This window comes from Enterocloster sp. HCN-30185 (assembly GCF_037890305.1).
In the GTDB taxonomy this organism is placed as follows: domain Bacteria; phylum Bacillota; class Clostridia; order Lachnospirales; family Lachnospiraceae; genus Enterocloster.
Genome location: NZ_JBBKBT010000005.1, coordinates 88,052 through 109,133 on the forward strand (window position 1 = coordinate 88,052; position 21,082 = coordinate 109,133).

The 21,082-nt window shown below is 48.8% G+C and carries 22 protein-coding genes; 6 read left to right on the forward strand and 16 right to left on the reverse strand.

Annotated elements, in window-relative coordinates; genetic code table 11:
* Positions 1 to 7: 7 nt before the first annotated feature.
* The 10 genes from WKT10_RS07795 to WKT10_RS07840 all read right to left on the reverse strand — a co-directional run bounded on the left by WKT10_RS07795 (position 8) and on the right by WKT10_RS07840 (position 9,931).
* On the reverse strand, positions 8 to 598 hold the full coding sequence (locus WKT10_RS07795) for a biotin transporter BioY (protein ID WP_337433392.1): 591 nt from the start codon (positions 596 to 598) through the stop codon (positions 8 to 10).
* A gap of 178 nt (positions 599 to 776) precedes the next feature.
* Complete coding sequence (gene leuA, locus WKT10_RS07800; RefSeq protein ID WP_340276524.1) at positions 777 to 2,444, reverse strand: 2-isopropylmalate synthase; 1,668 nt, start codon at positions 2,442 to 2,444, stop codon at positions 777 to 779.
* Positions 2,445 to 2,604: 160 nt separating this feature from the next.
* Positions 2,605 to 3,957, reverse strand: coding sequence for a phosphoglucosamine mutase (gene glmM / locus WKT10_RS07805; protein ID WP_066545846.1), 1,353 nt, complete (start codon positions 3,955 to 3,957; stop codon positions 2,605 to 2,607).
* A gap of 61 nt (positions 3,958 to 4,018) precedes the next feature.
* Positions 4,019 to 4,879 (reverse strand): dTDP-4-dehydrorhamnose reductase, encoded by an 861-nt coding sequence (gene rfbD, locus WKT10_RS07810; protein ID WP_066545836.1) that lies wholly within the window; start codon positions 4,877 to 4,879, stop codon positions 4,019 to 4,021.
* Between the two features lie 114 nt (positions 4,880 to 4,993).
* Complete coding sequence (rfbB, locus tag WKT10_RS07815) at positions 4,994 to 6,016, reverse strand: dTDP-glucose 4,6-dehydratase (protein WP_066545829.1); 1,023 nt, start codon at positions 6,014 to 6,016, stop codon at positions 4,994 to 4,996.
* A 5-nt stretch (positions 6,017 to 6,021) separates the two neighbouring features.
* Positions 6,022 to 6,930, reverse strand: a complete 909-nt coding sequence (gene rfbA / locus WKT10_RS07820) for a glucose-1-phosphate thymidylyltransferase RfbA (RefSeq protein WP_066545827.1) — start codon at positions 6,928 to 6,930, stop codon at positions 6,022 to 6,024.
* Between the two features lie 121 nt (positions 6,931 to 7,051).
* A complete protein-coding gene (locus WKT10_RS07825; protein WP_418493850.1) occupies positions 7,052 to 7,915 on the reverse strand; it encodes a YitT family protein in 864 nt (287 codons plus the stop codon).
* Complete coding sequence (locus WKT10_RS07830; protein WP_296035620.1) at positions 7,915 to 8,646, reverse strand: copper homeostasis protein CutC; 732 nt, start codon at positions 8,644 to 8,646, stop codon at positions 7,915 to 7,917. The genes WKT10_RS07825 and WKT10_RS07830 overlap by 1 nt, the downstream gene beginning before the upstream one ends.
* 2 nt (positions 8,647 to 8,648) lie before the next feature.
* Positions 8,649 to 9,110, reverse strand: a complete 462-nt coding sequence (locus WKT10_RS07835) for a threonine/serine exporter family protein (RefSeq protein ID WP_340276529.1) — start codon at positions 9,108 to 9,110, stop codon at positions 8,649 to 8,651.
* The gene (locus WKT10_RS07840; protein ID WP_337433387.1) at positions 9,107 to 9,931 is read right to left on the reverse strand and encodes a threonine/serine exporter family protein; all 825 of its coding nucleotides are present in this window, start codon (positions 9,929 to 9,931) and stop codon (positions 9,107 to 9,109) included. Before WKT10_RS07840 ends, WKT10_RS07835 begins: the two co-directional genes overlap by 4 nt.
* Positions 9,932 to 10,088: 157 nt before the next feature.
* Here WKT10_RS07840 and WKT10_RS07845 point away from each other — a divergent pair, with 157 nt between their 5' ends.
* Genes WKT10_RS07845 through WKT10_RS07855 form a run of 3 tightly spaced genes read left to right on the forward strand, consistent with a single transcriptional unit; the run spans position 10,089 to position 12,939 of the window.
* Positions 10,089 to 11,120 carry a TRAP transporter substrate-binding protein gene (locus WKT10_RS07845; protein WP_337433386.1) on the forward strand — a complete coding sequence of 344 codons (1,032 nt, stop codon included), beginning with the start codon at positions 10,089 to 10,091 and terminating at the stop codon, positions 11,118 to 11,120.
* A 15-nt stretch (positions 11,121 to 11,135) separates the two neighbouring features.
* Complete coding sequence (locus tag WKT10_RS07850; protein ID WP_337433385.1) at positions 11,136 to 11,633, forward strand: TRAP transporter small permease; 498 nt, start codon at positions 11,136 to 11,138, stop codon at positions 11,631 to 11,633.
* 4 nt (positions 11,634 to 11,637) lie between these two features.
* Positions 11,638 to 12,939, forward strand: coding sequence for a TRAP transporter large permease (locus tag WKT10_RS07855; protein ID WP_337433384.1), 1,302 nt, complete (start codon positions 11,638 to 11,640; stop codon positions 12,937 to 12,939).
* Positions 12,940 to 13,143: 204 nt separating this feature from the next.
* Here WKT10_RS07855 and prfA read toward each other — a convergent pair whose 3' ends face one another.
* The 5 genes from prfA to WKT10_RS07880 form a co-directional block, all read right to left on the reverse strand.
* Positions 13,144 to 14,217 carry a peptide chain release factor 1 gene (gene prfA / locus WKT10_RS07860; protein ID WP_066545785.1) on the reverse strand — a complete coding sequence of 358 codons (1,074 nt, stop codon included), beginning with the start codon at positions 14,215 to 14,217 and terminating at the stop codon, positions 13,144 to 13,146.
* Between the two features lie 19 nt (positions 14,218 to 14,236).
* Positions 14,237 to 15,154, reverse strand: a complete 918-nt coding sequence (prmC, locus tag WKT10_RS07865) for a peptide chain release factor N(5)-glutamine methyltransferase (protein WP_340276533.1) — start codon at positions 15,152 to 15,154, stop codon at positions 14,237 to 14,239.
* Positions 15,151 to 16,098 (reverse strand): DUF1385 domain-containing protein, encoded by a 948-nt coding sequence (locus WKT10_RS07870; protein WP_296035594.1) that lies wholly within the window; start codon positions 16,096 to 16,098, stop codon positions 15,151 to 15,153. The genes prmC and WKT10_RS07870 overlap by 4 nt, the downstream gene beginning before the upstream one ends.
* Before the next feature lie 111 nt (positions 16,099 to 16,209).
* Positions 16,210 to 16,416 carry a 50S ribosomal protein L31 gene (rpmE, locus tag WKT10_RS07875; RefSeq protein WP_176254104.1) on the reverse strand — a complete coding sequence of 69 codons (207 nt, stop codon included), beginning with the start codon at positions 16,414 to 16,416 and terminating at the stop codon, positions 16,210 to 16,212.
* A gap of 287 nt (positions 16,417 to 16,703) precedes the next feature.
* On the reverse strand, positions 16,704 to 17,762 hold the full coding sequence (locus WKT10_RS07880) for a spore coat protein CotS (protein ID WP_066545774.1): 1,059 nt from the start codon (positions 17,760 to 17,762) through the stop codon (positions 16,704 to 16,706).
* A gap of 198 nt (positions 17,763 to 17,960) precedes the next feature.
* On the opposite strand from WKT10_RS07880, the gene WKT10_RS07885 reads away from it, so the two are divergent.
* The 3 genes from WKT10_RS07885 to WKT10_RS07895 are packed head-to-tail and all read left to right on the forward strand — an operon-like array spanning position 17,961 to position 20,244.
* Positions 17,961 to 19,289 carry a 6-phospho-alpha-glucosidase gene (locus WKT10_RS07885; protein ID WP_340276537.1) on the forward strand — a complete coding sequence of 443 codons (1,329 nt, stop codon included), beginning with the start codon at positions 17,961 to 17,963 and terminating at the stop codon, positions 19,287 to 19,289.
* Between the two features lie 14 nt (positions 19,290 to 19,303).
* Complete coding sequence (locus tag WKT10_RS07890; protein WP_340276539.1) at positions 19,304 to 19,624, forward strand: PTS lactose/cellobiose transporter subunit IIA; 321 nt, start codon at positions 19,304 to 19,306, stop codon at positions 19,622 to 19,624.
* 2 nt (positions 19,625 to 19,626) lie between these two features.
* Positions 19,627 to 20,244, forward strand: a complete 618-nt coding sequence (locus WKT10_RS07895; RefSeq protein ID WP_337433380.1) for a hypothetical protein — start codon at positions 19,627 to 19,629, stop codon at positions 20,242 to 20,244.
* A 90-nt stretch (positions 20,245 to 20,334) separates the two neighbouring features.
* Here the strand turns inward: WKT10_RS07895 and deoD are convergent, their stop codons facing one another.
* Positions 20,335 to 21,072, reverse strand: coding sequence for a purine-nucleoside phosphorylase (deoD, locus tag WKT10_RS07900; RefSeq protein ID WP_340276541.1), 738 nt, complete (start codon positions 21,070 to 21,072; stop codon positions 20,335 to 20,337).
* Between the last annotated feature and the right edge of the window lie 10 nt (positions 21,073 to 21,082).

The window sequence follows — 21,082 nt, forward strand, 5'->3', positions numbered from 1 at the left end:
CCATTTTCTATCGATACTGCCCTAGTGCAAAAGGCATCAGCCGTCTGGCAACCACAGCCGCCATCACACACAGGATAAAGTCCTCTGCCGCCGTAATCAGAAAACAGTTAATTACCACCAGTTTCCAGCTTACCGGCATATGGATCACATAATTACTGATCACATAAAAATATACCATTCCGCACAGATAGTACGCCATCATGCCCCAAAAGGCAGAAAAAAGCCGCCAGGCCACCCCTCCCCCCGGACGCTTCCAGCACAGCTTTCCTGTAATCCAGGCCGCAGCCACAAAGCCGATCAAAAAACCAAAGGTAGGACGGATCAGATACGCCGGCCCTCCGCCTGCTGCAAATACGGGAATCCCCGCCAATCCCACTGCCAGGTAAACGCACACACAGGCAGCTCCCCGTCTGGCCCCCAGCACATAGCCTGCCAGAAGCACAAAAAAGAACTGCAGCGTAAAATGCATGGGAAATGGCTGAACCGGAATATCGATCCTCATATAGGCTCCTGCTGCGATCAAAGCCGCAAACAGGCCGGTAAATGCCATTTCCTGGCTTTTTATCCTCTGGCGTCCCTCTAAATGTATTTCCTGCATTATATTTCCTCCAAGTCCGGGCCGGAAAAGCCCCTTTTATTAAGTCTGATTTTCAGTCACCCTCCTATTCTATCAGGAATCAGCTCCTGTGGAAAGAGGATTTTTTTCCATAGAAAACAGCGGCTGGCTTCCTTTGAGTGGAAGCCGCCGCTGCTGCAATCCTGAATATTGCCGGTTATTAATAAAACAGCCGGTTCACCGCACTGAAAATACCGCGGATCGACGCCCGGGTAATATTGGAGCTGATTCCTACGCCGTAGGTTGCCTTTCCTGTGGTCTGGTCTACCAGATGGATATAGGAGGCTGCCTGCGCTCCGGAACCGGAGGCCATGGCATGCTCGGTATAATCCAGAACCTTGATATGGATACCGAGAGCATCCTCCAGCCCCCGCTGAACCGCATCGATGGGGCCGTTTCCAATGCCGTCGAAATGCTTTTCCATGCCATGATCCGTATAAACGACCTTTGCAAGAGTAGCAAACTCGCCGTCTGCCGTCTCCGTATCCGTGATCCGGCACTTGCGGAAATGGATCGGCTCCTTGCGCTCTAAGTATTCCTTCTTAAATTCATCCATGATCTGCTCGGGAGCTACCTCACCTTGCTTCTCTGAAATCTTCTGGATCACATCCGCAAACTCCTTATGCATGCCCTTTGGCAGCTTGAAGCCATAGAAGGTATCCATTACAAAGGCTACGCCGCCCTTTCCGGACTGGCTGTTGATGCGGACGATCGGCTCGTATTCCCGCCCGATATCGGAAGGATCAATGGGAAGGTAGGGAACCTCCCAATACTTGCTGTTTCTCTCTCTGAGAGCCTGCATTCCCTTGTTGATGGCATCCTGATGGGAGCCTGAAAAAGCGGTAAATACCAGCTTTCCTGCATAAGGATGTCTGGGAGGAATGTCCATCTTGGTGCACCGCTCACAGATCTCGGCAATCTCACGGATATTTTCAATGTTTAACTCCGGGTTAATACCCTGAGAGAACATATTGTAAGCAACGGTCAGAATATCCACATTTCCGGTACGCTCGCCGTTTCCAAACAGAGTTCCCTCTACACGGTCTGCCCCCGCCAGCATGGCAAGCTCTGTAGAAGCCACGCCTTCGCCTCGGTCATTGTGAGGATGTACGCTTAAGATAATGCTTTCTCTGTTTTTGAAATGAGTATTCATCCATTCAATCTGATCCGCATATACATTGGGAGTTGTCATCTCCACCGTAGAAGGCAGATTAATGATAATGGGATTTTCCTTTGTAGCGCCCCAGGTTTCCTGAACGGCAGTACAGATATCAAGGGCAAACTCCAGTTCCGTGCCCGTAAAGCTCTCCGGCGAATACTCCAGACGGATTTTCGTATCACAGTCTGCCGCATAGCGCTGTACCAGTTTAGTGCCTACAATGGCAATATCCTTGATCTCCTCCATATCCTTGTGGAACACCACATCCCTCTGCAGAGTGGAGGTGGAATTATAAATGTGCACAATGGCCTTTTTAACGCCATCCAATGCCTCAAAGGTCCGGCGGATCAGGTGCTCTCTGCACTGTACCAGAACCTGAACTTCCACATCATCGGGAATCAGCCTGCGCTCTACCAGAGTACGCAGAAAATCGTATTCGATCTGAGACGCCGCAGGAAACCCCACCTCAATCTCCTTAAAGCCCAGCTTCACCAGAAGGTTGAACATCTCCACCTTTTCTTCTACTACCATGGGCTCCACCAGAGCCTGGTTCCCGTCCCGCAGGTCTACGCTGCACCATACCGGCGCTTTCATGATTTCTTTATTGGGCCAGGTGCGCTCCGGAAAATCTACCACCGGCACTCTCTTATATCTCTTATAATTTAACATCTCCCATGTCCTCCCTTCCAGCATTTTCCTCAAGGCTTTTGAATGTTACTTTATTATAGCATAGTGAGCTATAACTTACAAGCAAGGGAAGGCTTTTTACTATTCATAATAGTTATGGTTGATATTCCTGTTTTTTATTGCAGCGATGCTGATTTCCGTCTCAGATGCAGTGCCCCTGAGCCTTCATGACCGAAATCACCTGATCTACATATTTCTCACAGGTTTCCATATCAGCCGCCTCCACCATGACGCGAACCAGGGGTTCTGTGCCGGAGGAACGCAGGAGGATCCGTCCGTCGCTTCCCAGAGCTTCTGTTACCTTCTTCACCTCTGCCTGAACTGCCTCATCCTCCTGAGCCGCAATTTTGTCCTTTACTCTTACATTTTTAAGAACCTGAGGATAGATTTCCACCTCAGAAGCCAGCTTTGCCAGAGACTGCTTCTTTTCCAGCATGACTTCCATTACCTTTAAGGATGTCAGGATACCGTCTCCTGTGGTCGCATGCTTGCTGAAAATAATATGGCCGGACTGTTCGCCTCCCAGGCAGTTTCCCGTAGCCGCCATGTTTTCATACACATACTTATCGCCTACTGCTGTCTTTTCATAGGAAATCCCTTCTCTGTCAAAGGCTTTGTACAGTCCGAAATTAGACATAACGGTCGTAACAACCGTATTGTTAAACAGGCTTCCCTGCTCTTTCATGTATTTTCCGCAAATATACATAATGCGGTCGCCGTCTACTACATTTCCCTCATTGTCCACAGCAATACAGCGGTCCGCATCACCGTCATAGGCAAAACCGGCATCGCAGCCCTGCTCTGCTACAAATTTTTGAAGGTGTTCAATATGGGTAGAGCCGCAGTCTGTGTTGATGTTCAGGCCATTGGGCTCATTGTTTATCACAAAGGTCTGAGCGCCCAGAGCGTCAAATACATTCTTTGCAATGGCAGAAGCGCTTCCGTTGGCACAGTCCAATGCCACCTTCCTGTTTTTAAAGGAACGTGTTGCAATCGAGATCAGATATCCGATATAGCGGTTTCTTCCGGCTGCAAAATCCACAGTACGTCCAATCATATCCCGCTTTGCAAGAGGAAGCTCCTCCATCTTCCCGTCCAGATAGCGCTCAATCTCCGTAATCACTGCTTCTTCCAGCTTCTCTCCCTTTTCATTGATGACCTTAATACCATTGTCATAATAAGGATTGTGACTGGCAGAAATCATGATGCCGCAGTGAAAGCCCTCTGTGCGCACCACATAGGAAACGCTTGGAGTCGTTGTTACATGAAGGAGAAATACGTCTGCTCCGGAAGCTGTAAGACCGGATACCAGAGAGTATTCAAACATATAACTGCTTCTGCGGGTATCTTTTCCGATCACAACCCGGCAGCGCTCTCCCGGATTTTTCTGTCCGTAGTACCAGCCTAAAAAGCGGCCCACCTTATATGCGTGCTCTACTGTAAGATCCACATTGGCTTCGCCTCGAAAGCCATCTGTTCCAAAATATTTTCCCATTTCTTTTATGTCCTCTCTGTCTCAGATTTTCCCTGCATCATGCAGGCTGCCTTCCCCGATACTAAATCTCCTGTCCTTCCTTCTTAAGCTCCTTTAAATATCGTCCCAGAGCATCCTGCCAGGAGGGAAGGCGGTCAAAGCCATTCTCTGTGAGCTTTTCTTTGCTCATACGGCTGTTTGATGGTCTCTTTGCCTTAGCCGGAAAGCTGGAGGAATCCACCGGACTTACCTTTACATCCATACCAGCCTGCTTAAAGATCTCGCAGGCAAATTCATACCAGGAACACAGTCCCTCATTGGTAGCATGGTAGCGGCCGTAACGGTCAGTCTGTATCATTTCCACCAGAAGCTTTGCAAGATCATAGGTATAGGTAGGAGAACCGATCTGGTCGTCCACTACACTCACCGCTCCCCGTTCCTTTCCCAGGCGCAGCATGGTTTTGATGAAATTCTTTCCGTTAATGCCGAATACCCAGGCAATGCGGACAGTAAAGAATTTCTCCACATTCTGCTCTACTGCAATCTCACCCTCATATTTTGTCAGTCCATAGACATTTAAAGGCTCTCTGTGGTCATCCGGCTCCCAGGGCCGTTCTCCCTGTCCGTTAAACACATAATCTGTACTGATGTACATCATCTTGATATCCAGCTCTTTGCAGACCTTTGCAATATTTCTGGTTCCGTCTGCATTGACCTTCCGGCACAGCTCCACATTGTCTTCCGCCGCATCTACTGCAGTATATGCTGCACAGTGGATCACTGCGTCAGGTTTTGCTTCCTTTATCACTCTCTGGCAGGCATCTGCGTCTGTGATATCCATTTCCTCCACATCCACGCCAATGCCTTCGATTCCCTTTGCTGCCAGCTCATCCATCACATCATGGCCTAACTGTCCCTTTACACCTGTCACCAGAACTCTCATATACTTAACTCCTCATTCTTTTAGAATCTCTACTATGGCACAAAGGCTGGCAGCGGCAAATGTACTCTCTTTAAGTGCCTTTGCCGCCGTCAGCCATACGTTTGTTTCTCTTATTTACAGGCGGTTTCCGTACATTTTATCAAAATAGCTGCTGTACTCGCCGCTTAAAATATTTTTCCACCAGTCCTGATTGTCCAGGTACCACTGGATGGTCTGTTCAATGCCTGTGTCAAAGTTATACTTTGGCTTCCAGCCAAGCTCTGTCTCGATCTTGGTGGGGTCAATGGCATAGCGCATATCGTGACCCGGACGGTCTGTAACGAAGCGGATCAGGCTCTCCGGCTTGTCCAGGGCCTTTAAGATGGTCTTCACAACCTCCAGATTGGTGCGCTCGTTGTGTCCGCCGATATTGTAAACCTCGCCCTCGCGGCCCTTGTGGATCACCAGATCAATGGCCTCGCAGTGGTCTGCCACATGGAGCCAGTCACGGACATTTTCACCGGTTCCGTATACGGGAAGCTCCTCATTTGCCAGAGCACGGCTGATGATCAAGGGGATCAGCTTCTCCGGGAAATGATAGGGACCGTAGTTGTTGGAGCAGCGGGATACGGTCACAGGCAGCCCGTAGGTCCTGTGGTAAGCCAGCACGAAAAGGTCTGCGCTTGCCTTGGAGGAAGAATAAGGGCTGGATGTGTGAAGAGGGGTCGTCTCTGTAAAGAAGAGATCCGGACGATCTAATGGCAGATCTCCGTACACCTCATCCGTTGACACCTGATGATAGCGCTTGATACCGTAGGTACGGCAGGCATCCAGCAGTGTAGTAGTTCCCATTACATTGGTACGCACAAAGGCTTCCGGATCAGTAATAGAACGGTCTACATGGCTCTCAGCCGCAAAGTTCACCACCATATCCGGTTTTTCCTTCTCAAACAGATCGAAGATAAATGCTCTGTCTGCAATATCGCCTTTTACGAACTTGTAGTTGGGCTTATTTTCAACCGGCTTTAAATTCTCCAGATTGCCTGCATAGGTCAGAAGATCCAGATTGATGATCTCATAATCCGGGTATTTATTTACCATATGGTGTACAAAGTTACTTCCGATAAATCCGGCTCCGCCGGTAACGATGATCTTCATTGATTCTATTCCTCCAAACTCTGCTGTTCCTTCAGCTTATCCACATATTTGCCGTCCAGAACATCCTTTAAATACTTTCCGTACTGATTTTTCTTAAGCACTTCATAGGTTTCAAGAACCTGCTCCTTCGTGATCCAGCCGTTTAAGTAGGCGATTTCCTCCAGGCAGGCAATCTTTCTGTGCTGGTGGGTTTCTACGGTCTTTACGAAATTGGTAGCTTCAACTAAAGACTCATGGGTTCCCGTATCCAGCCAGGTAAAGCCCTGTCCCAAAAGGATCACATCCAGCTCGCCGTTTTCCAGATAGATGCGGTTTAAGTCTGTGATCTCCAGCTCTCCTCTGGCAGAAGGCTTTAAGTTCTTTGCGTACTCTACCACACGATTGTCGTAAAAATAAAGTCCTGTGACACAGTAGTTTGACTTTGGCTTCTCCGGCTTTTCTTCGATGGAAATAGCCTTTCCCTTTTCATCAAACTCCACAATGCCGAAACGCTCCGGATCGTCCACATAGTAGCCGAACACGGTTGCGCCCTTTTCCCTGGCAGCCGCAGCCTTTAACCGCTTTGTAAGACCCTGTCCATGGAAAATATTATCGCCTAAAACCATGGCAACGGAATCGCCGCCGATAAATTCCTCCCCGATGATAAAGGCCTGAGCCAGTCCGTCGGGGCTTGGCTGAACCGCATAGCTTAAATTGATGCCAAAGGGATGTCCGTCTCCCAAAAGCGCTTTAAACCGGGGCGTGTCCTCCGGTGTGGAAATGATCAGTATATCCCGGATTCCTGCATTCATCAGCACAGACAGCGGGTAATAGATCATGGGTTTATCGTAAATAGGCAGAAGCTGCTTGGATGTAACCTTTGTCAGCGGATACAGTCTGGTTCCGCTTCCTCCGGCAAGTATGATTCCCTTCATATATTTCCTCCTTGCAGATCCGCCGCGCAGCGGATCCGACCATTATTTCTTTCCCCACTATACCATACAATCCCCTGATTTTCAAATACTGGAAGCAATATTTTGGGAATATTAAGGATTTTTATTCAATGGGTTTCTGATAAAAGCCGCCGAAAAATGTTTCTGTGGGCAGAACATTTACAATTACATGGGGATCCACCTGGCGCATCAGGTGGACAATATCCTGAACCTCATACGCGGAGACAACGGTGTGGAGCAGGCTCATCTTCTTTCCGCTGTAGCCTCCGTGGCCGTCCAGGACAGAGATTCCGTGACGGTACTGACCTACATACGCCTTTACCACCGCTTCCGGCTCCTCCGTTGTCACCTGAAGCGTTACCCTCTTATACCGATGATAAAAGCTGTCAATGGTCTTTGTGGAAATGAACTGAAACATAATGGAATAGCCCGCGTATTTCCAGCCAAAGAGATAACCGAACACACAAAGCATTCCTGCGTTAAAGGCAAATACATACTGCCAGATGGCCTTTCCCAGACGGTTTGACACATAAAGGGCGATAAAGTCCGTCCCTGCGGTAGAAGCGTTTCCTTTTAATGCAACCACAATAGCCAGACCGTAGATAAAGCCTCCAAAGCAGATATTTAAAAGCGCATCCTCAAACAAAGGCTCAAACAGGGAGAGTTTCAAAAGGAAGCTGGCCAAAAAAACCTGGATCATAGAGAAAATCACAAATTTCTTTCCAATGTGGCGGTAACAGAAAATGGCAACCGGCACATTTAAAGCGATCATTCCCAGGGAAGTAGAAAAATGAATCCCCAACAGGCCTGTAATCTGCTCCGTCAGACGGGCCACTCCCGTAAAGCCGCTGGGAAGAATCCCCGTAGGCGTTAAAAAAACATTCATAGCAAAGGCCTGCAAAAGAGCGGAAAGAGTTACGGCCGCCGCTGTCATCAGATACCTCAGCGTTTTACTGTTCTTTTTCATCATACACTCCCTTTCAGCTTTCTTACCAGCGTTTCATTTACTGCATCGTAATCATTTTCATGAGGCACCGGAGCAAAGCAGTAATTCACCCAAGGGCCTGTGGTAGTTTCATCCCGCTTCCAGTCCCTGCAGGAGGAATGAACCTGGGTAAGGCCGGTTTCCTCCAACAGCGCTTTTGCATTATCTGCGTTGATGCCGCTTCCTGCCAGAAGCTGGATCTGGTTTCCATAGTTTTCCTGAAGCTCCTTTAAAAGACCGGCTCCGGCAGCTGCCTTTTCCTTAAGCCCGCTGGTGAGAATACGGTCTGTTCCCAGGCGGATCAGCTCCTCAATGGCTTCATATGGATCCTCCACACAGTCAAAAGCCCTGTGGAATACGGCTTCCCCATGAAATTCATGGATCAGGCGGATCATACGGCCTGTCCTTTCACTGTCAATTTTTCCCTCAGATGTCAAAAAGCCAAAAGCAAGCCCGTCGCTTCCATTTTCCATCAAAATACGGGCGTCTGCAAACATCTGCTCTGTTTCCGCTTCTGTGTAGCTAAATCCCGCTCCTCTGGGCCGTACCATGGAAATCACCTTCAATCCCGTATTTTCCTTTACCAGCCGCAGACTGCCGATGGAAGGCGTCAGGCCTCCCAGATACAACGCACTGTTTAATTCGATCCGCTCTGCGCCTCCCTTCCAGGCGGCCAGGGCATCCTCATAGCTTCCGCAGCATATTTCTATCATAACTACTCCTTTCTCTTTGCAATCCTCCCAAAAAACCTCTGGGGGATTTCAAATACAAATATAATTCCCAGCACAATGGCTGCCGCTGCCTTCACGGCCTCAAATCCCGTGCGGCTTGCCAGCGCCAGCTGGTCGGTGACAATGTAGTGGGCAGTCCAGTAGATGCCGGCTCCGGGAACAATAGGGAAAATACCTGGAATCATAAACAGGGTAGCCGGACAGCGCTCCCAGACCGCAAAGAGCCTGGACAGAAAGATTACGGCAGCTGCGGAAACGAACGTAGACTCTGCGGGCGAAAGTCCGTCCCAGTGAAAACAGAAATACACCAGCCAGCCGATGGCACCACAGGCAGCACAAAGCCCGTAATATTTTTTCGGCACAGAAAAGAGGACTGAAAAAGCAGCCGTTCCTACTGCGGCGGCAGCCATTTCCCCTGCCAGTTCTCCCCATGGAAACGCATTCATAAAAGATTTCCTCCTGTCAATCTATAGTACATGGTAAGTACAAATCCCATTCCCAGGGCAATGCTTAAAACCACCAGCCCTGCATCCATCATCCGCACAGAACCGGCAATGTAGTCTCCATCCGTAATATCGCGGATCCCGTTTGTAAACGCCACTCCCGGAATCATGGGGATCACAGAACCGATGATCATGGAGCTGATGTGATGGCCCAGCCCCAGATGGTAAAGCACCACGCAGCAGAAGGTCACCAGAGCTCCTCCCAGAATATTCTGCACCAGTTTTGACAGATTTTTCCCTATATATAAAATATAGACATACAGCACAAGGCCGGACAGAAAAGCAGCTGCGCTGTCTGCCAGATCGCCGCCCAGCAGATAGCAGAACGCCCCGCTTCCCACCGCCGAAGCCCCGATCTGAACGCCCTTTCTCTTTCCGGGCATCTGTTCAATATCATCCAGGCATCTCCCAAGCTCCTCTACCGTATGCTTTCCCTCTTCAATCTCCCTGGAAAGCTGATTTACAGCCGCCACACGGTTTAAGTGCGCCCCGCTGACAGGAATGTGCTGTACCCTGGCAAAAAAGCTTTCCCTTTCGTTCCCCATGGTAGAAAAAATACCGTTGCTCAGTACAAAGGAATTGGCGGATTCAATCCCGTAATGACGGCAGATCCGGTCAATAGTTTCCTCCACCCGTGAGATCTCCGCCCCATTTTCCAAAAGGATATGCCCGGCACGCATGGCGATTTCCATGATTTTTTCTTTCTGTTCTTCATATATTTCCTGTTTTTCAGCGCTGCATTCCGGCTTTCTGCATTCGTTCATCCTGTATATTCTCCCGCTTCATTACTGTAAGCTATTTTATCAAATCTGTATTGTTTTTACTACATTTTCCCAGTATTTTTCTGGAAGCCCCTGTCCATAATTGATATAATAGGAGTGATGAAGATTCTCAAAATACAATACAGAAAGGAAGATTTTTATGAGGAAGAGATTTTGCGCAGCAGCGCTGGCACTGACAGCCGCGCTATCTGCCGGACTGCTTACCGGCTGCAGCAGTGCCTCCGGCGGCGAAACAATAATCGTCCGGATCGGTCACAACCAGTCCACGAACCATCCCACCCACATAGCATTGGCTGCTTTTGAAGAATTTATCGAAAGCAGGCTGGGAGACAAATATGATGTGGAAGTATTTCCAAGCGAGCTTTTAGGTTCTCAGAACGAAATGGTTCAGCTGACGCAGACAGGCGCCATCAATTTCTGCGTGGCTTCCAACTCTCTTCTGGAAACCTTCAGCCAGAACTACACTCTGTTTAATCTTCCCTATCTGTTTTCTTCCAGCGAAGCCTACCATGCGTCCATGGATGATACTTCCATCACGGAACCCATCTTTGAATCAACCAGACAAGCTGGTTTTGAGGCTGTTACCTGGCTGGATGCAGGCACCCGGAATTTCTATACGGTAAATAAGCCCATCCATTCTCCTGCTGATTTAAAGGGACTTAAGATCCGCGTCCAGCAGTCCCCTACCAACGTACAGATGATGAACCTTTTAGGAGGCTCTGCCACTCCCATGGGCTTTGGAGATGTGTACACGGCCCTCCAGTCCAAGATCATCGACGGAGCAGAAAATAATGAACTGGCTCTGACGGACAACGGTCATGGAGATGTATGCAAATACTATTCCTACGATATGCACCAAATGATCCCTGATATCCTGATCGGAAATATTGCTTTTCTGGACAGTCTGTCCCCGGAAGAACGAGCCATTTTTGATGAGGGCTTTGACCTCGTGAATCAGATCCAGAGAGAGGAATGGACCATCGCAGTGGATGCGGCTAAAAAACGGGCTTCCGGAGACCAGAAGGTGAATTTCCTCTACCCGGATACAGCCCCATTTAAGGAAGCGGTTATTCCCATGCATGAATCCATGCTGAACCAGCACCCGGATTTTGTTCCCATCTATGATGCGATACAGGCTTACAACCAGAAGTATCCGTCAGCTGAATCCTAAAAGGAGGTGACCGGCATGAAAAAGCTGAGAAATGTACTTACATCCCTTTTAAATATACTGGCAGGCGCCAGCCTGATCGCTATGGTTGCGCTCACCTGCTGGCAGGTATTTACCCGATACATCTTACAGAATCCGTCCCCCTGGTCTGAGGAGCTTGTGGCTTACCTCTTTGCATGGGCCAGCCTTTTAGGCGCTTCCATCATCACAGGAGAACGGGGACATATGAATATTCCCATTGTCACAGACCATTTCACTCCCGGCATCCAGAAGCTCCTCGCAATCTTTGGAGAGCTTATCGCATTTGCCTTTTCCCTGATCATCCTGGTATACGGCGGCATCAAGATCACAAGCCTCGCCATGGGACAGATGACCTCTGCCCTGGGCGTTACTGTAGGTGTGTTTTATGTGGTAATGCCTTTATGCGGTATTTTAAACATGATCTATACAGTTCTCAACATCGTTGATATCTCAAAAAACGGCGTCATTACGGCGCAGGAAGAAAAGGAGGCATAGACTTATGGCAATGGAATCTCTGCTTATCATAATTGTTGTTCTGGCCGTGCTCCTGATCGTCGGCGTACCGATTTCCTATTCCATCGGCATTTCCGCCCTGATCGCCATCCTGCGGACCGTGCCTTTGGAAGTATCGGTGGTAACCGGCGCTCAGCGTATCTTTGTGGGCATGAGCAAATTCAGCCTGACGGCCATTCCCTTTTTTATCCTGGCAGGAAACCTGATGAACCAGGGCGGCATCGCCAAACGGCTGGTTGATTTTGTGATGGCAATCCTTGGCAAGCTGCCCGGTGCCCTTTTAGTGACAAACGTAGGGGCAAACGCCCTTTTCGGCGCTATTTCCGGTTCGGCCTCTGCCGCAGCAGCAGCCGTAGGAAGTATGGTGGAAAAGGGCGAAGAGGAACAGGGCTATGACAAGGCGCTCTGTGCTGCCACCAATGGGGCTTCTGCTCCCTCAGGCCTCCTAATCCCGCCCTCCAATGCCCTGATCACCTATTCTCTGGCAGCCGGAGGCACCTCTGTGGCAGCACTCTTTATGGCCGGTTATATTCCGGGCATCATCTGGGCGGTGGCCTGTATGGCAGTTGCTGTGATCATTTCAAAGAAAAAAGGCTATAAGGGAATCCCTGGAAAATACGACTGGAAAAACCTGTGGGGCTGCACCCTCAGAGCCCTGCCCTCCCTTTCCCTGATCGTAGTGGTAATCGGCGGCATCATCGGCGGTGTGTTTACAGCCACAGAAGGCTCTGCCATTGCGGTAATCTACGCCCTGATCCTCGGCATCCTCTACCGCAACATTACTTTAAAATCCTTCTGGAAAATCGCAGTAGACAGCGCCAAGATGAGCGGTATGGTTGTATTCCTGATCGGCGTTTCCAATATCCTTGGCTGGGTCATGGCCTTTACCCAGATCCCTCAGGCCATCTCCGACGCCCTCTTAGGCCTTACAAGCAATCCCATTATCATCCTGCTGATCATGAATGTCATCCTTTTAATCGCAGGAACCTTTATGGACGTAACTCCGGCTATCCTGATCTTCACTCCCCTGTTTCTTCCGGTGGTTAAGACCTTTGGCATGGATCCGGTTCAGTTCGGCCTGATCCTGGTATACAACCTCTGTATCGGAAATATTACTCCGCCGGTGGGAAATACCCTGTTTGTAGCCATCAAGGTCGGGCGAAGTTCCCTTTCCCGCGTCATGCCCTATATGCTCTGGTACTATGTGGCAATTCTTGTAGGGCTTCTCATGGTGACCTATATCCCTGCGGTGAGCCTGGGACTCCCTGCAATGGCCGGACTGATCTGACCGATATTTTTTCTTCCATAACATAAAAGACGGCTGGCGCAGCTTTGTGGTGATCTCCACACAGCTCTGCGCCAACCCTTTCGTATTCGTTCGTTCCGTATTCTTTATTTAGTTGTAACTATTCAGTTCTCACATCGGAGGAATCTCCGATGCTTCTTGTTCGGCTTTGCCGGACAAGAAGATGCCCGTTCTGAATAGTTACATTTAGTTCTCATTCATCTTAGCCAGCTTTGCTGCCTGATCTGCGGCAATGCAGGCATCCAGGATCTCCTGGATATCTCCGTTTAAAATCTTATCCAGCTTATAAAGGGTCAGATTGATCCGGTGATCCGTCACACGGCCCTGTGGGAAATTGTAGGTACGGATTTTCTCCGAACGGTCGCCGGTACCGATCTGGCTGCGGCGCTCTGCTGCCTCTGCATTCTGCTTTTTCTCAAGCTCAATATCATAGAGCTTGGAGCGCAGGAGGCGGAAGGCCTTTTCCTTATTCTGAAGCTGGGATTTCTCCGTCTGGCTGTAGATTACGATTCCTGTGGGAATATGGGTAAGACGCACGGCAGAGTCTGTGGTATTTACACACTGCCCGCCGTTTCCAGAGGCACGCATTACGTCGATGCGGCAGTCATTCATATCGATCTGTACGTCTACATCCTCAGCCTCAGGCATCACGGCTACCGTCGCTGTGGAAGTATGGATTCGTCCGCCGGACTCTGTCTCAGGCACACGCTGTACCCTGTGCACGCCGCTCTCGTATTTCAGCTTGGAGTATGCGCCCTTTCCCGTAACCATGGCTACCACTTCCTTAAAGCCGCCGATCCCGTTTTCATTTAAGCTTACGATCTCCACCTTCCAGCGCTGGCTGTCCGCATAATTGGAATACATCCGGTACAACTCGGCAGCAAACAAGGCTGCCTCGTCTCCGCCTGCACCTGCACGGATCTCCAGAATGATGTTCTTTTCATCATTTGGATCCTTGGGAAGAAGGAGGATCTTCAATTCATGCTCCAGCTCCTCGATGCGCTTCTTTGCGTCAGACAGTTCTTCCTTCGCCATTTCCCGAAGATCTTCATCACTCTCCTCTTCCAGCATTGCAAGGCTGTCTTCCACATCCTGTTTCGCCTGCTTATACTGCTTATATGCCTCTACGATGGGAGCCAGATCCGCCTGCTCCTTCATCAGTCTGGTAAAACGCTTTGTATCCTGAGTCACATCAGGATCCCCCAGCATCAGCATCAGTTCTTCGTAATGGATCAGTATATCATCCAGTTTATCAAACATAATCTTCTCTCTCCTATCATCACGGCCTTTTAGCCTGCACCACCCGGTTCAGCCCGGCCATATCCTTTATCACCTTAAGGCCCTCAAAACCGGCCTGTTCAAAAAGCTCTGAAACGTCCTTCCCCTGGTCAAAGCCTATCTCCATATAGATCTTCCCTCCGGGCTTTAAATATGCCATGGAACGTTCTGCCAGAATCCGGTAAAATTTCAGCCCGTCCGCTTCCCCGTCCAGAGCCAGCCGCGGCTCATGATCCCGCACCTCAGGTTCCAGTCCTTCTATGACCTCTGAGGGGATATAGGGCGGATTGGACACAATAACGTCAAACTGCGCTTTGGGTTCCAGCCCTTCAAACATATCGCTTTTTATCAGCTGGAGCCGCTCCTTTTCTTCTCCCAGGATCCTTTCCCTGTTAGCCTCTGCCACCTTGAGCGCTTCCTTAGAGATATCAAGAGCGGTCACTGAGCGGTATTCCCCCATTTTTACAAGGCTTATAGCAATACAGCCGGAGCCGGTGCACACATCCAGTATGGCGCTGTTTTTATCTCTGTTTTCCTCCAAAACACGCTCCACCAGTGTTTCCGTATCCTGTCTGGGAATAAGCACCCATTCATTTACCTTAAATTCCAGTCCCATAAAGCACTGGCAGCCAGTCAAATGTTGCAGGGGAATCCTCTCTGCTCTTGCAAGAACCACCTGTTCATACTGTTCTGCCGCCTGTTTTAGCCTGTAAATTTCCTCTTCTCCACCAATGGCCTGTTTAAAAAGAGGCTGGTCTCTTCTGGTGAGAAAAGAGGCAAAATTCAGATCAAACGCCTCCAGCAGCAAAAGTCTGGCATCCAGCGCAGCGTCCGGCACTCCGGACTCTTCCAGTTTTTTCCTCCCGGACTCATAAAGCTGTCCTAAGGTCGTCTCTTCCCATACTCTCTCCGCACTCATTCTGTTTCCTTCCAGCCTGGGAAGTTTTCATCCAGGTACGCTTTCCAGTCAAAAACCTCTTCCACTGCCGCGATCGCCACTTCGATCATGGAGTCATCCGGCTCTGTGGTGGTCAGACCCTGCATCCACATGCCGGGACGGCTCAAAAGGTTTACAAGCTTACTGTCATGGCGGCCTGCAAATCGGAGAAACTCATAGGACACGCCTGCGATCACCGGTATCAGCACGATCCGGCTTAAAAAGCGCAGCCAGACTGTATCCGTACGAATCACCATAAAAAACAGGATACTTATGATCATTACAATCATGATAAAACTGGTTCCGCAGCGCTTGTGCTCCTTGGAGCTGCCCCGGACATTGGCTACATTTAAAGCCAGTCCATGCTCAAGACAGTTGATGCATTTATGCTCCGAACCGTGGTACATAAAGGTACGGCGGATATCCTCCATACGGGATACCAGTTTAATATAGATAATAAAAATCACAATGCGGATCACGCCCTCAAGAACCGCCATCGCCGTTTCCGAAGGGATAAAAGGCTTACAGATACGGGCGATCCCAAGGGGAAGCAGCATGAAAATGCCGATTGCCATAATAAAAGAAAAAATCATGACAACCGTCATAAGAATACTTTCCAGCTTTTCACCGAATACCCGGTCCAGCCACTGCTCAAACTTTCCCGGCTGAGCATCCTCATCATCCTCAAAAAAGCTGCAGGACCAGGTTAAAGCACGCATCCCCACCACCATAGAGTCTGCAAATTTGAAAACGCCGCGGATAAAAGGAAGGCCCAGGATGGGGTATTTCTCCGTAAGACTCACATACCGATCTCTTTTTACCTCAATCTCTCCGTCAGGCTTTCGGACTGCAATGGCGTAATCGTCACCGTTCTGCATCATGATGCCCTCGATCACCGCCTGACCGCCGATTCCAGAATATTTCATTGTATCATTTCCTCTCCCTGCCGCAGCAAGCTGCGGCTGTGTTTTGCCAAAAGAACACAAAAGGGCTGAGCCTGATCTCTCAGGCTCAACCCCTTGATTTTTTCTCGCTTATTACTGGGCGTTAATGCCATACTTACGATTGAACTTGTCAATACGTCCACGGGCAGCAGCAGCCTTCTGCTGGCCAGTATAGAAAGAATGGCACTTGGAGCAAACCTCAACGTGGATGTCCTGCTTTGTGGAGCCTGTTACGAACTCGTTGCCACAGTTGCAAACTACCTTTGCCTGGTAGTAATTTGGATGGATTCCTTCTCTCATTTTCATTCACCTCTCTGATTATTTGCGGTTTCCGACCGCGGCCTTGTATGCCAATCTGCCTCTGTACACTGCAGGCAGCCGGCCGGGGCCGTCACCAGAACGCACAGATATCAGCATCTTTTAAGTTATACACGCCCTTACCGCAAGTTCCTGACTCACGCAGGCGCTAAAACTGCTCTCCATATTCAGGACAGCTTAATCAGTATAGCATAGAATTTTTTGTATTGCAAGAGGGAATGTGGCTGAGTTTTTGCATTTTTCCCGGCTTTCCACACCATTTTCAGGACTTACCCGCACTCTGCCATCAGTCGGCGGATAAACCGGCGGCGGGCCGGCTCCTGATCCTCCAGGCTTTTGAGCTTATCCGTGCTTTTAGCCGGAATCCAGGCCTTGTTTGTATTATAATAGAAATTCAGCTGCTTCCAGTATTTTTCCGGAAAGAGGAACATACAGGCCAGACTCTTTCGCTCCCTCCGGTCCATAGGGCGCACCCGCTGGTAGGAATCCAGCATGGACAGGCCAAGCTCTGTATCCCAGCCATGCTTTTCCAGAGCTTTTCTCATCAGGCGGTAAAGATCCGACGCCTGGATTCCCAGATGCATCCGGTTATACTCCACAATGGCCGTATATCCCCGCCCCATGAGCACATGATGCTGGTCTAAGTCCCCATGGCAGAGAGAAAGGCCTGAAACAGACTCTGCGGACAGCTCTGCTGCCATCAACTGTCCATCCTCCTCTGTTATATGCTGTCCGGCAGCCGCTCCGTTTCTTTCCCAGAGCCTCATCATCTCATCCGCCGCTTCTTTTGCCTGCTCATAAAAGCCGTCATAATTTCCAATGACGCAAAGCTCAAATTCCGTCTTTCCCCGTTTTCTGCGGATAAAGCTTCTGGCCTTCTGCATTTCCCTGATATGGCGGTTCATCTCCGGACCTGCCTGTTCCCTGCAGACCGAACCCATGCGCCATTCCTCCTGAAAGGGAATCCGGGCCAGCTGGGCATGGAGCATGGCAAGGCGGGCAATGGACTGACGGACCTCATAGCTGTCTCTTATATTACATTCCCGGTCGGAAAACCACTCCTTTAATATGTAGCGTGTTCCGTCTCCCGCCATAGTCACTAGCCCGCCTTCCCGGTTTCTCTCGTACCGGTCTGTCCGCAGGCTTGTACGGGTATCTATCATTCCCAGAATCTGGTCTTCTATTTCCAGTCTTCTCACAGTCCCCCTGTATTCCCGTAAAAGCTTAAGCCCCTGATCCGTCTCGCAGATCCAGGCCCCCCTTCCCTTTCTCACAGATATGATTTCCATTTCATATTGTTCCAGCGCTTCCAAATATCTGTCGATCATCCTACCCCTCCATCTGTGAAGTCTGCCCCCTGGCAGACGCTATTCTAAGCTTCAAACACATTCTAACGTATGTAATGCCAGATGGGATTATTACATATTTAAAATCTTCTTCCTAATAAAGAGGAAAAAATGGATTTGTCGAAAAAATCCAAACACGCTATACTGACTTCAGATGTTACGAGAAAGGAGCATTCAGCAATGAAAAAATTTTCAGTAGTAATCGCCGGAGGAGGAAGCACCTATACGCCTGAGATTATCCTTATGCTTTTGGATAATCTGGACAAGCTTCCCCTTCGCTCAATCAAGCTTTATGACAATGATGAAGAACGCCAGAATCGTCTGGCAAAAGCCTGTGAAATCATTGTAAAAGAGAAGGATCCGGAAATTGAATTTCTGGCCACTTCTGACCCGGAAGCCGCCTATACAGATGTAGACTTCTGTCTGGCCCATATCCGTGTAGGACAGCTTCCAATGAGGGAAAAGGACGAACAGATCGCTTTAAAATACGGCGTCGTAGGCCAGGAAACCTGTGGCCCTGGCGGTATTGCCTATGGTATGCGTTCCATCGGAGGCGTTATTGAGAATATTGACTATATGGAGAAGTACTCTCCTAACTGCTGGATGCTCAATTACTCTAACCCCGCCGCCATTGTAGCGGAAGCATGCAGACGGCTTCGTCCCCACTCCAGAGTCATCAATATCTGCGATATGCCTATCGGCATTGAAAACAGCATTGCAAAGATTCTTGGCTTTGAAAGCCGTAAGGATATGACAATCCGGTATTATGGGCTGAACCATTTCGGCTGGTACACTTCCATTAAGGATAAGGATGGAAATGAATATATCGACAAGCTTCTGGAGCATGAATTAAAGTACGGAAATGTGGCGGCAAGTGAAAATGCCTCAGATTTTACGGATAACAGCTGGCTTGAAACAGCGCGCAAGGTCAAGGACATTGTAACTCTCGATCCAACCCATTCTCCCAATTCCTATCTTCAGTACTATCTCTTTCCAGATGATATGATAGCACATACAGATCCGGAATACACAAGAGCCCGTCAGGTAATTGATACACGTGAAAAAAGCGTATTTGGAGAATGCGCCCGCATTGCTCAGACAGGAACCTCCGAAGGAACCAGCCTGCAAATTGGCATCCATGCCAGCTTTATCGTAGATCTGGCTACTGCTCTGGCCTATAATACCGGAGAACGTATGCTTCTGATTGTAGAAAACAACGGCGCTATTGAAAATTTTTCACCTGACGCCATGGTGGAAATCCCCTGTATCGTGGGCAAAGACGGATATGAGCCTTTAACCGTCGGAAAAATCCCTACTTTCCAGAAGGGGCTGATGGAAGAGCAGGTTGCTGTGGAAAAGCTGACGGTAGATGCCTGGATCGAGGGAAGCTATCATAAGCTCTGGCAGGCTCTTACCCTTTCTAAAACCGTTCCCAGCGCTAATGTGGCGAAGAAGCTGCTGGATGAATACATCGAGGCAAACAAAGGATACTGGCCTGACTTAAAATAAACGGAGGTACTGAAATGGTAAACATTGAAAAAATGGCTGAAACTGCCATGTACATCGTGACCTATGCAGGCGCGGCTAAATCCTGCTATATGAATGGACTTTCCGAAGCTAAAAAGGGGAATTTTGAAAAAGCCCGCGAACTGCTGAAGGAAGGAGATAACAATATGGCACAGGCACACCAGTCCCATATTGGGGTTCTGGAAGAAGAAGTGACATCTCTTACTCCCCAGATTTCTCTTCTGATGTGCCACGCCGAGGATCAGATCATGGGAGCCGAAACTTTAAAAACCGTTATTATTGAACTCATTGAATTATATCAGAAAAAGGAGAATTAATTATGGAAATTCAACCACAAGATTATAATATCTGGGCCGGATCACAAACGAGAAACGGCTTTGCCGCAGATGAAATTATATCCAGTCTTCAGAAAGCCATACGCAGAGCCATGGAAGAACAGGCTTGCCAGTATGCTTATGAACTGTATGTATCTGGCCCTATTTTCCTTGAAAAGCTCTGGCGCAGACTTCTTACAATCTCTGTTGAAGACATTGGCTTTGGAAATCTGAACGCGGCTGTCTATGTAAACACTATGAATGAAATGCGCAAAAATTTCCCTTATGATGATGGCGATCAGCCTATGTACTTCATTCATGCAATCCGCATCCTGTGTTCCAGCAATAAAGACCGTTCCAGCGACTTCTTAAAGAACATTATCATCAAAGAGGCTGCTATGGGCAAAAAGCCTGAAATTATGGATCTGGCTCTTGACAAACATACGGTAAGAGGCAAAGCTATGGGTCGTGGTTCCAAACATTTCTTTGAAGAAGCCTGCAAGGTATTCCCACAAATCCCTGTAGACAACGACTATAGAGAACGCTACGGCAAAATTTTGGAGGAATATGATCCGTCAAAAAATGTTCCCGGCGCTTTCAAATATAATCCTGCTCAGGCATAAAACAGCCTGAGCAACAGAAAGTACCTACATAAAACCCGGCAGTCCCGGCTATTGAGACGGACTGTCGGATTTTTGTATGGGAATTTTATTTTACAAACGCTTTTCCATCTCTTCCAACCTAAGCACAGCCCCCAAAAGCGCTGTTTCAATCATAGAGCGGAAGGAATTCTGCCGTTCCTCTGCAGATATCTGCTTTCTGGTAAGGGCATGATCGCTGACTGTAAGCAATGCAGCAGCCTTTTTTCCGCTTACCTCTGCCACATGAAATAAAGCAAAACTCTCCATCTCTTCCGCCACACAGCCCCACTGATCCCTGATTTTAAAATTGGCTTCTTTATTCTTTTTGTAAAAGCTGTCTGCAGTATGTACCTTTACCTGCTTTAAAGACTGCCCCAATGTTTCTGCTGCCTGGGATAAAAGTCCGTTTAAATCTTCGGAAGGAAAGGCTGTATCTCCTTCAAAACCACTGTAGGCTCTGGCAAACGATGATTCACTCCATGAGGAGCGGATCAAAAGCAGATCCCTCATGGCAACCTCTTCTGAAAAAGCCCCGCATGATCCTACCCGTATAATCGAATCTACGTTGTATTTACAAAAAAGTTCATGGGCATAGATACCAGTTGAGGGGCAGCCCATGCCGCCCCCCATAACAGATATCCTATGGCCCTTATACCAACCTGTATAACCGAGCATATTTCTCACCTGATTAAACAGTATGCAATTCTCCAGATATTCCTCTGCAATCAGCTTGGCCCTAAGCGGATCACCCGGCATTAAAACCACCGACGCAATCTGTTCCGGTTCAGCTTCATTATGAATTGTCGCCATAGATTTATCC

Coding starts and splice junctions, on each gene's coding strand:
- WKT10_RS07795 (WP_337433392.1), bottom strand. CDS start 598: ATGCAGGAAATACATTTAGAGGGACGCCAGAGGATAAAAAGCCAGGAA.
- leuA (WP_340276524.1), bottom strand. CDS start 2,444: ATGTTAAATTATAAGAGATATAAGAGAGTGCCGGTGGTAGATTTTCCG.
- glmM (WP_066545846.1), bottom strand. CDS start 3,957: ATGGGAAAATATTTTGGAACAGATGGCTTTCGAGGCGAAGCCAATGTG.
- rfbD (WP_066545836.1), bottom strand. CDS start 4,879: ATGAGAGTTCTGGTGACAGGTGTAAAGGGACAGTTAGGCCATGATGTG.
- rfbB (WP_066545829.1), bottom strand. CDS start 6,016: ATGAAGATCATCGTTACCGGCGGAGCCGGATTTATCGGAAGTAACTTT.
- rfbA (WP_066545827.1), bottom strand. CDS start 6,930: ATGAAGGGAATCATACTTGCCGGAGGAAGCGGAACCAGACTGTATCCG.
- WKT10_RS07825 (WP_418493850.1), bottom strand. CDS start 7,915: ATGAAAAAGAACAGTAAAACGCTGAGGTATCTGATGACAGCGGCGGCC.
- WKT10_RS07830 (WP_296035620.1), bottom strand. CDS start 8,646: ATGATAGAAATATGCTGCGGAAGCTATGAGGATGCCCTGGCCGCCTGG.
- WKT10_RS07835 (WP_340276529.1), bottom strand. CDS start 9,110: ATGAATGCGTTTCCATGGGGAGAACTGGCAGGGGAAATGGCTGCCGCC.
- WKT10_RS07840 (WP_337433387.1), bottom strand. CDS start 9,931: ATGAACGAATGCAGAAAGCCGGAATGCAGCGCTGAAAAACAGGAAATA.
- WKT10_RS07845 (WP_337433386.1), top strand. CDS start 10,089: ATGAGGAAGAGATTTTGCGCAGCAGCGCTGGCACTGACAGCCGCGCTA.
- WKT10_RS07850 (WP_337433385.1), top strand. CDS start 11,136: ATGAAAAAGCTGAGAAATGTACTTACATCCCTTTTAAATATACTGGCA.
- WKT10_RS07855 (WP_337433384.1), top strand. CDS start 11,638: ATGGCAATGGAATCTCTGCTTATCATAATTGTTGTTCTGGCCGTGCTC.
- prfA (WP_066545785.1), bottom strand. CDS start 14,217: ATGTTTGATAAACTGGATGATATACTGATCCATTACGAAGAACTGATG.
- prmC (WP_340276533.1), bottom strand. CDS start 15,154: ATGAGTGCGGAGAGAGTATGGGAAGAGACGACCTTAGGACAGCTTTAT.
- WKT10_RS07870 (WP_296035594.1), bottom strand. CDS start 16,098: ATGAAATATTCTGGAATCGGCGGTCAGGCGGTGATCGAGGGCATCATG.
- rpmE (WP_176254104.1), bottom strand. CDS start 16,416: ATGAGAGAAGGAATCCATCCAAATTACTACCAGGCAAAGGTAGTTTGC.
- WKT10_RS07880 (WP_066545774.1), bottom strand. CDS start 17,762: ATGATCGACAGATATTTGGAAGCGCTGGAACAATATGAAATGGAAATC.
- WKT10_RS07885 (WP_340276537.1), top strand. CDS start 17,961: ATGAAAAAATTTTCAGTAGTAATCGCCGGAGGAGGAAGCACCTATACG.
- WKT10_RS07890 (WP_340276539.1), top strand. CDS start 19,304: ATGGTAAACATTGAAAAAATGGCTGAAACTGCCATGTACATCGTGACC.
- WKT10_RS07895 (WP_337433380.1), top strand. CDS start 19,627: ATGGAAATTCAACCACAAGATTATAATATCTGGGCCGGATCACAAACG.
- deoD (WP_340276541.1), bottom strand. CDS start 21,072: ATGGCGACAATTCATAATGAAGCTGAACCGGAACAGATTGCGTCGGTG.